The organism is Bacillus sp. JJ783 (assembly GCF_036963225.1).
Lineage (GTDB): Bacteria > Bacillota > Bacilli > Bacillales > Bacillaceae_G > Bacillus_A > Bacillus_A cereus_U.
In genome coordinates this window covers 60,544-68,754 of sequence record NZ_JBALMG010000058.1, presented here as the reverse complement: position 1 = coordinate 68,754, position 8,211 = coordinate 60,544, and the positions used below count along the sequence as shown (strand labels likewise).

The following is an 8,211-nucleotide window of genomic DNA, read 5'->3' as shown; positions in this document are numbered from 1 at the left end:
TTATAATACTATATTATGCTATAATTTCATAGGATTTTAAATTGTGTTCTTTTATAAATAAGATATAACCAATAGAAGTGAAAATTTGAAATGAGGTGCAAATAGATGAAGATTTCAACGAAAGGCCGCTACGGCTTAACAATTATGATCGACCTTGCAAAAAAATTTGGTGAAGGCCCAATTTCATTAAAATCAATTGCGCAGGCACATGACCTATCTGAGCATTATTTAGAGCAATTAATTTCACCACTTCGTAACGCTCGTCTTGTAAAGAGTACGCGAGGTGCATATGGCGGATATGTATTATCTGATCAGCCAGTCAACATTACAGCTGGAGATGTAATCCGTGTACTAGAGGGTCCAATTAGTGTTGTAGAAATGATAGAAGAAGAAGAACCAGCACAACGCCAATTATGGATGCGTGTTCGTGATGCGGTGCAAGAAGTATTAGATAGTACAACTTTAGAAGATTTAGTACGTTATGAGGAAGAAAATCACGGGGGCTATATGTTTTACATTTAATTCCTTGTGAAACGATTTGGAAAGAAGGAGATTTAATGGAACGCATTTACTTAGATCATGCTGCGACATCTCCGACTCACCCAGAAGTGGTCGAAAAGATGATTCCATATATGACAGAAACATTTGGAAACCCGTCTAGTATTCACTTTTATGGGCGTCAAACGCGCCATGCGGTAGATGAGGCGAGACGTGTATGTGCACGTAGCATTCACGCGAGTCCAAATGAAATTATATTCACGAGCGGTGGTACAGAAGCTGATAATTTAGCACTTATAGGTGTAGCGCGCGCGAATCGTCACAAAGGTAACCACATTATTACAACGCAAATTGAACATCATGCGATTTTGCATACGTGTGAATTGTTAGAGCGTGAAGGATTTGAAGTGACGTATTTACCTGTTGATAAAACAGGGCGTGTTCAAGTTTCTGACATACAAAAGGCACTAACGGAAGAGACGATTCTTGTATCTATTATGTTCGGGAATAATGAAGTAGGGACAATGCAACCAATTGCGGAAATAGGTAAGCTGTTAAAAGAACATCAAGCTTATTTCCACACAGATGCTGTACAAGCCTACGGTTTATTATCGATTGATGTAAAAGAATTTGGAATTGATTTATTATCAATTTCAGCACACAAAATTAACGGACCAAAAGGTGTCGGGTTCCTATATGCTGGTGCAAATGTGAAGTTTGAACCGTTATTAATAGGCGGAGAGCAAGAAAGGAAACGTCGTGCTGGTACTGAAAATGTACCTAGTATTGCCGGACTTCAGCAAGCAATTTTGCTAGCTGAACAAACTCGTGAGCAAAAAAATGCCCAATATGAAGAGTTTAAAGATATAATGGTATCTGTCTTCAAAAATGAAGACATTACTTTCGAGGTAAACGGAAACTTGGAATATCGCTTACCACATGTGTTGAATGTAAGTTTTACAGGAATGAATATTGAACCATTTCTTGTAAACTTAGACTTAGCTGGCATTGCAGTATCAAGTGGTTCTGCTTGTACAGCTGGTTCGATTGATCCATCACATGTATTAGTGGCGATGTTCGGAAAAGACTCCGATCAAATACGTTCATCCGTACGCTTTAGTTTCGGTCTTGGAAATACGAAAGAGCAAATTGAAAAAGCGGCGTACGAAACAGTGAAAATCGTGAAGCGATTAACACAAAATTAGCATGGGAGGTGACATGATGAACAAACTACCTCACGAAACACGCGTTGTCATCGGGATGTCCGGTGGCGTCGATTCATCTGTAGCAGCTCTTTTATTAAAAGAGCAAGGTTATGATGTAATCGGAATTTTTATGAAAAACTGGGATGATACAGATGAGAATGGTGTCTGCACAGCAACAGAAGATTACAATGATGTAATTGAAGTGTGTAACCAAATCGGCATTCCATATTATGCAGTAAACTTTGAAAAACAATACTGGGATAAAGTATTTACGTACTTTTTAGATGAGTACCGAGCTGGTCGTACACCGAATCCAGATGTAATGTGTAACAAAGAAATTAAATTTAAAGCATTTTTAGAGCATGCAATTGCACTTGGTGCTGATTATGTAGCAACAGGTCATTATGCACGCGTTGCTTATATGGACGGCGAATATAAAATGCTTCGCGGCGTTGATGACAATAAAGATCAAACATATTTCTTAAATCAATTAAGCCAAGAGCAATTATCAAAAACAATGTTCCCATTAGGTGAATTAAAGAAACCACAAATTCGAGAAATGGCGACAGAAGCTGGTCTAGCGACAGCGGCGAAGAAAGATAGTACTGGTATTTGCTTCATCGGTGAGCGTAACTTTAAAGATTTCTTAAGTAACTATTTACCGGCGCAACCAGGTGTGATGCAAACATTATCTGGTGAAGTGAAAGGGAAACATGATGGTTTAATGTACTATACAATTGGACAACGTCATGGCCTTGGTATTGGTGGTAATGGTGATCCATGGTTTGCTGTTGGAAAAAACTTGAAAGAAAACATTTTATATGTTGAGCAAGGATTCCATAACGAACTTCTCTATGGTGATGAAGTTATTGCTACGAATGTAGGCTGGGTAAGTAATAAAGCGAAGGAAACAGAATTTACGTGTACAGCGAAATTCCGTTATCGTCAAGCAGACAATAAAGTAACGGTTCAAATCGTTGATGAAAATACAGTTCGTATTCTTTGTGATGAGCCAATTCGTGCGATTACGCCAGGCCAAGCAGTTGTTTTCTATGATGGAGATGAGTGCTTAGGCGGCGCTACAATTGATGAAGTATATCATAGTGGTAAGAAATTAGATTATTTAGGATAACACGAGAAGCCTCTGCCGATTAGCGGTTAGAGGTTTCTTTTACATAAAGCGAATTTTCGTTCGCTTGGAAAATACATTCTTTGTTATAATTTGTTGTAGAGGTGAAGGATATGTCAAACAAACTTGAAACAGGTATTAAATATATGCAAGAAGGAAACTGGGAAGAAGCAGCTAAAAATTTCACAGAAGCAATCGAAGAAAATCCGAAAGATGCGCTTGGATACATTAACTTTGCGAATTTATTAGATGCATTAGGTGATAGTGAACGAGCAATTTTATTTTATAAACGTGCATTAGAATTAGATGGTAAATCTGCGGCTGCTTATTACGGCTTAGGAAATGTATATTACGGTCAAGAGCAATTTGCAGAGGCAAAGGCTGTATTTGAACAAGCGATGCAAGCGGGATTACAATCAGCTGATGTAACATTTATGTTAGGTATCACGCATGTGCAACTTGGCAATGACCGTCTTGCGCTGCCATTTTTACAAAGAGCAACTGAATTAGATGAAAATGATGTAGAAGCTGTTTTCCAATGCGGACTTTGCTTCGCGCGACTAGAACATATTCAAGAGGCAAAACCTTATTTTGAAAAGGTATTAGAAATGGATGAAGAGCATGCAGATGCGTATTATAATTTAGGTGTTGCGTACGTATTCGAAGAAAATAACGAGAAAGCTCTTACTTTATTTAAGAAAGCGACTGAAATTCAATCAGACCACTTTTTAGCTGGTAATGGTATTCGTTTATTAGAACAAGAAGCTGAATAAAGTGAAATTATAGTTTAATGCGCAGTTACCCCTCATCTAAAGACTGTGAAAGAGGTGGGGGATGTACTGCTCATTAAAGTGAAAAGAACTCGGAAAGGAGAGGAAATATGGGAAATCAACATGCAATGGATTTGTTTGAGGAAGAGAAAAAATTTATAAAAGCGCAAGTTCTTCATACCATTTTCCACAACGAAGAAAACCTCTATTCCGTTGTCAGTATGAAAGTCATTGAAACGAATGAAACATACGACGAAAAAAAAGTAATGATAAACGGTCATTTTCCCCGTATGCATGAAGATGAAGTGTTTACATTAACAGGTCATTTTAAGGACCATCCAAAGTATGGAAAACAATATTTAGTTGAAACGTTTAAAAAAGAACTGCCACAAACAAAAGCAGGTATGGTGCAATATTTAGCGAGCGATTTATTTAAAGGGATTGGAAAGCGTACAGCCGAAAAAATCGTGGACCATCTCGGTGAGCATGCGATTTCTAAAATTATGGATGATCCTGATGCGCTAAATGGTGTTGTAAACAAGCAAAAGGCGCAGGAAATATATGAGACGATTATTGAGCATCAAGGGCTCGAGAAAGTGATGAGTTTTTTAAATGGTTACGGTTTTGGAACAAAACTTTCTATTAAAATTTATCAGCAATATAAAGAGATGACATTAGAAGTGATTCGTAATAATCCGTATAAACTTATTGAAGAAGTGGATGGAATTGGATTTGGAAGAGCAGATGATATAGGGCGTGCAATCGGAATAACAGGCAATCACGATGACCGTGTACGTGCAGGGTGTTTTTATACGTTAGAGAATATTTCATTACAACTCGGTCACGTGTATATGGAAAAAGGTCAGCTTGTAAGAGAAACAATGTCACTTTTAAATAATCAAGAAGGCAGAGTGACTGAGGAGGATATTGTAGGTTGCGTTGAAATGATGCAAAGCGAAGGGAAAGTCATTATAGAAGAAGAGCGAGTGTATTTAGCTTCTTTATTCTATTCTGAGAAAGGCGTTGTAAAGTCAATTCGTCGTCTTATGAATCAAGAAGAAACCCCTGCATTCCCTGAAGCAGAAGTGTTAAAAACATTAGGAGAAATTGAAGAACAGCTAAAGGTGCAGTATGCGCCGCTTCAGCAAGAAGCAGTTCAAACTGCACTTCATAAGCCGATGATGTTATTAACAGGTGGACCAGGAACGGGGAAAACAACAGTTATTAAAGGAATTGTTGAAATGTATGCATCACTTCACGGAGTATCATTAAATCCGAATGAATATAGTGATGATAATCCATTTCCGATTTTATTAACGGCTCCAACTGGAAGAGCAGCGAAGCGAATGAGTGAATCGACGTGGCTTCCGGCGTGCACAATTCATCGTCTGCTCGGTTGGACGCCAGAAGGGTCTTTCCAGCGTAATGAAACCAATCCGGTACAAGGAAAGTTACTCATTATTGATGAGTTTTCAATGGTTGACATTTGGCTTGCAAATCAGCTGTTTAAGTCGCTTCCGACAAATATTCAAGTTATCGTTGTAGGTGATGAAGATCAGTTGCCATCTGTAGGGCCTGGACAAGTGCTAAAAGACTTATTGAATGCAGGTGCAGTTCCAACGGTCAAGCTTACAGAAATTTATCGTCAAGCGGAAGGGTCATCTGTTATTCAGCTTGCCCATGCGATAAAAGGTGGTGCGCTTCCGCCAGATTTAGCACAAAATAAAAAGGATCGTTCCTTTATTTCTTGTACAGGCGCTCAAATCGTTGAAGTTGTAAAAAAAGTATGTGAAAATGCTAAGACAAAAGGATTTAGCGCAAGAGATGTACAAGTATTGGCACCTATGTACCGCGGACCGGCAGGTATTAATGTGTTAAATGAAGCTCTCCAAGAAGTGTTTAATCCGAAAAGGGAAAAAAGTAAAGAAATTGCATACGGTGATGTTGTATACCGCAGAGGAGATAAAGTACTGCAACTCGTTAATCAGCCAGAGAGCCAGGTGTTTAATGGTGATATCGGAGAAATCGTTTCGGTGTTTTATGCGAAAGAAAACGTTGAGCAACAAGATATGATTATCGTTTCATTTGATGGGATTGAAGTAACGTATACAAAGCCAGATTTAAATCAAATTACACATGCATATTGCTGCTCGATTCATAAATCACAAGGTAGTGAATTTCCGATTGTTATTATGCCGATTGTAAAAAGCTACAACCGTATGTTACGTCGTAATTTAATTTACACGGGTATTACAAGAAGTAAGAAATTCCTTATTATTTGCGGGGAGGAAGCAGCTTTTCAATCCGGTGTGAATCGCCTTGATGATGCAATGCGTCAAACGACTTTAGCTGGCCGATTGCAAGAATCACAAGGCGAAGTGCAAATGGTGACGGTTAATGGTGAAGAAATGGATGTGGAAAACATTTCACCGTATGATTTCATGTAACAAGGTGAAATTATATAGTGAAACTTTCAAACGTATAACGTTGAAAGGCTCCAGTAATGTATAAATGAATGCAGTTTGGACATAATGGCGAATAGAATCTGGGAGACTGTAAGGAGATGAAAGCCATATGTTCAGTTGTCCAAATTGCAAAGGGAAAGACATCGGAAAAATAGGTGTCAACCAATTTTATTGCTGGAATTGTTATATCGAATTATCGGTTTCAAAGGGGAAAATCCATACACATCAAGTAGAGGAAGATGGTTCATTAAGCTCTCTTGATGATTTATTTGATGATAATGAAAGAACGATCGGATAACGAAAAGGGGGATTTACTTTGAATCTACGCAATTCATTAATCGCATTAGGTGTTGGAGCTGCAGCATATCAATATGCTCGCAAACAAGATGTATTCTCAAAACGCAATGTAAAAAAAGCACGTAAGATGATTAAGTCTTATTTATAAGGCGTAAAAAACTCCCTTCATGATAAGGGAGTTTTTTTATGCGCTTGTATGCAAATATAAAAGTCCGATTTCAGAGAAGAGATAAGATAAACCGTAACATCCAACGCCAAGCATTCCATAATGCCATAAGTGCTTTGCTCTTTCTTTTCGTGAGGAACGAATAAAGAAGCCTTTCCAAATACCAAACCCGATACAAATCCATTCAAGAAGCATAAAAAGTGCGGATAATGCAAGCATAAATAAAATCATTATGAGCCCTCCTGATTATATTTTGACATTTTGTATTTTCAGGGGTGGTTGTCCTTATTATGTTAAATATATGTACGTCTTTAAAAAACAGTATGGTCTGTATAAAAAGATTTTAAAACTTTTGCACATAACCTAACCTATTTATTTTCAAAATAAAGGTGGAGGAGGTTTTTCGTGTGAAGAATCTTAAAATCATTTGGATATATCGTTTAGGATTATTGTTACTCGTTTTTCTTTGTTTGCTCGTCTTTTTAAAAATTAAGCCACTATGGGCACCGATTATTTTTGTATTTAAAGTGGCGATCACACCGTTTCTTATTGCTTGTTTTATTGCTTATTTATTACACCCTTTAATTGAAAAAATCCATAAGGAAGGAATGCCACGCACACTTGCTATTTTGCTCATTTATATTCTTTTCTTTGGCGGAATTGGCTATGGGATTTATAAAGGAACGCCAGTTGTTATTAAACAGTTACAAGAAATTAATGAACAATTTCCGCAGTTTACAAAAATGTACGATTCTTGGATGGATGGAGTTACAGAACAAACAGCGAATTTCCCATCATTTATTCATGAAAAGGTAAAGCAAATTTTCGTTGGTGTAGAAATGAAGATACAAACGCTTTTAAATAAAGTTATGAGCACAGCACGTGGTGTACTGGATTCATTGCTCATTATTTTCTTAATTCCGTTCATTGTATTTTACATATTAAAAGATTACGGTGAGTTTTATCGTATTTTTTGGAAACTAGTTCCGAGTAAGTGGCGTAGTACGGGTCAAATGCTTGCAAAAGAAATTGATAAATCACTCGGAAGTTATATTCGAGGACAGTTATTTGTTTGCTTAGTATTAGGGGGAGTATCTGTTCTTTCTTTTTGGTTTATCGGTATGAAATATCCGTTATTACTCGGTATTATTATTGGGGTAACGGATATAATCCCGTACTTTGGTCCTATTTTAGGGGCGATTCCGACGTTGATGATTGCGGCAACGGTATCAACGAGTTTACTCATTAAGGCGGGGATTACGATTGCTATTTTGCAATTTTTGGAAAGTAACATTTTATCGCCTTACATCGTTGGTAAGTCGCTTCGTATGCATCCTGTGATCATTATGTTTGCGTTACTAGTAGGGGGAGAAGTTGCGGGGATTGTAGGATTACTAATATCGGTTCCTATTTTAGCGGTTATTCGGACAGTGGTCGTTCATGTGAGGCCTCTTTGGAAAAGAGAAGATATTTAAAATGAAAAGTAGATGCGTATGTAGCTAACGAAAATGTGTGTAGTACAATATAATTATTATTATCTACATTGACAAACTTAAGAGAATTCTATTATATTTAGTCATATAATACATTAAATCAATGACGGAACAAGTATGTTACAGTCCATTTATAGAGAGAAGCTTCCAATGGCTGAAAGAAGCTTTAAATGAAGGGTAACAGAAAG

9 protein-coding genes and 1 other annotated feature (1 of these 10 only partly in view) are annotated in these 8,211 nt (G+C 37.4%); of the genes, 8 read left to right on the top strand and 1 reads right to left on the bottom strand.

The genetic code is table 11. The annotated features are described in order from the left end of the window. Positions 1-105: 105 nt before the first annotated feature. The 7 genes from cymR to V7038_RS13695 all read left to right on the top strand — a co-directional run bounded on the left by cymR (position 106) and on the right by V7038_RS13695 (position 6,512). Positions 106-522, top strand: a complete 417-nt coding sequence (cymR, locus tag V7038_RS13725) for a cysteine metabolism transcriptional regulator CymR (RefSeq protein ID WP_000704117.1) — start codon at positions 106-108, stop codon at positions 520-522. A gap of 35 nt (positions 523-557) precedes the next feature. Next, positions 558-1,703: a cysteine desulfurase family protein gene (locus V7038_RS13720; RefSeq protein WP_335470534.1), complete on the top strand. Its 1,146-nt coding sequence runs from the start codon at positions 558-560 to the stop codon at positions 1,701-1,703. A 16-nt stretch (positions 1,704-1,719) separates the two neighbouring features. Next, positions 1,720-2,835 (top strand): tRNA 2-thiouridine(34) synthase MnmA, encoded by a 1,116-nt coding sequence (mnmA, locus tag V7038_RS13715; RefSeq protein ID WP_002111983.1) that lies wholly within the window; start codon positions 1,720-1,722, stop codon positions 2,833-2,835. A gap of 110 nt (positions 2,836-2,945) precedes the next feature. Next, positions 2,946-3,605 carry a tetratricopeptide repeat protein gene (locus V7038_RS13710; RefSeq protein WP_002111982.1) on the top strand — a complete coding sequence of 220 codons (660 nt, stop codon included), beginning with the start codon at positions 2,946-2,948 and terminating at the stop codon, positions 3,603-3,605. 107 nt (positions 3,606-3,712) lie between these two features. Next, a complete protein-coding gene (gene recD2, locus V7038_RS13705) occupies positions 3,713-6,049 on the top strand; it encodes an SF1B family DNA helicase RecD2 (protein WP_335470531.1) in 2,337 nt (778 codons plus the stop codon). 127 nt (positions 6,050-6,176) lie between these two features. Beyond that, positions 6,177-6,365 carry a hypothetical protein gene (locus V7038_RS13700; RefSeq protein WP_002015288.1) on the top strand — a complete coding sequence of 63 codons (189 nt, stop codon included), beginning with the start codon at positions 6,177-6,179 and terminating at the stop codon, positions 6,363-6,365. 18 nt (positions 6,366-6,383) lie between these two features. Then, positions 6,384-6,512 (top strand): YrzQ family protein, encoded by a 129-nt coding sequence (locus tag V7038_RS13695; protein WP_002015286.1) that lies wholly within the window; start codon positions 6,384-6,386, stop codon positions 6,510-6,512. Between the two features lie 36 nt (positions 6,513-6,548). Here the strand turns inward: V7038_RS13695 and V7038_RS13690 are convergent, their stop codons facing one another. Continuing rightward, on the bottom strand, positions 6,549-6,761 hold the full coding sequence (locus tag V7038_RS13690) for a hypothetical protein (protein ID WP_002015285.1): 213 nt from the start codon (positions 6,759-6,761) through the stop codon (positions 6,549-6,551). A gap of 176 nt (positions 6,762-6,937) precedes the next feature. Between V7038_RS13690 and V7038_RS13685 the strand changes: the two genes are divergently transcribed. Beyond that, positions 6,938-8,005, top strand: coding sequence for an AI-2E family transporter (locus V7038_RS13685; RefSeq protein ID WP_199659655.1), 1,068 nt, complete (start codon positions 6,938-6,940; stop codon positions 8,003-8,005). A 112-nt stretch (positions 8,006-8,117) separates the two neighbouring features. After that, positions 8,118-8,211 (top strand) — a binding site (T-box leader); it runs 125 nt beyond the window's last position.

Coding starts and splice junctions, on each gene's coding strand:
- V7038_RS13700 (WP_002015288.1), top strand. CDS start 6,177: ATGTTCAGTTGTCCAAATTGCAAAGGGAAAGACATCGGAAAAATAGGT.
- V7038_RS13710 (WP_002111982.1), top strand. CDS start 2,946: ATGTCAAACAAACTTGAAACAGGTATTAAATATATGCAAGAAGGAAAC.
- recD2 (WP_335470531.1), top strand. CDS start 3,713: ATGGGAAATCAACATGCAATGGATTTGTTTGAGGAAGAGAAAAAATTT.
- V7038_RS13690 (WP_002015285.1), bottom strand. CDS start 6,761: ATGATTTTATTTATGCTTGCATTATCCGCACTTTTTATGCTTCTTGAA.
- V7038_RS13720 (WP_335470534.1), top strand. CDS start 558: ATGGAACGCATTTACTTAGATCATGCTGCGACATCTCCGACTCACCCA.
- mnmA (WP_002111983.1), top strand. CDS start 1,720: ATGAACAAACTACCTCACGAAACACGCGTTGTCATCGGGATGTCCGGT.
- cymR (WP_000704117.1), top strand. CDS start 106: ATGAAGATTTCAACGAAAGGCCGCTACGGCTTAACAATTATGATCGAC.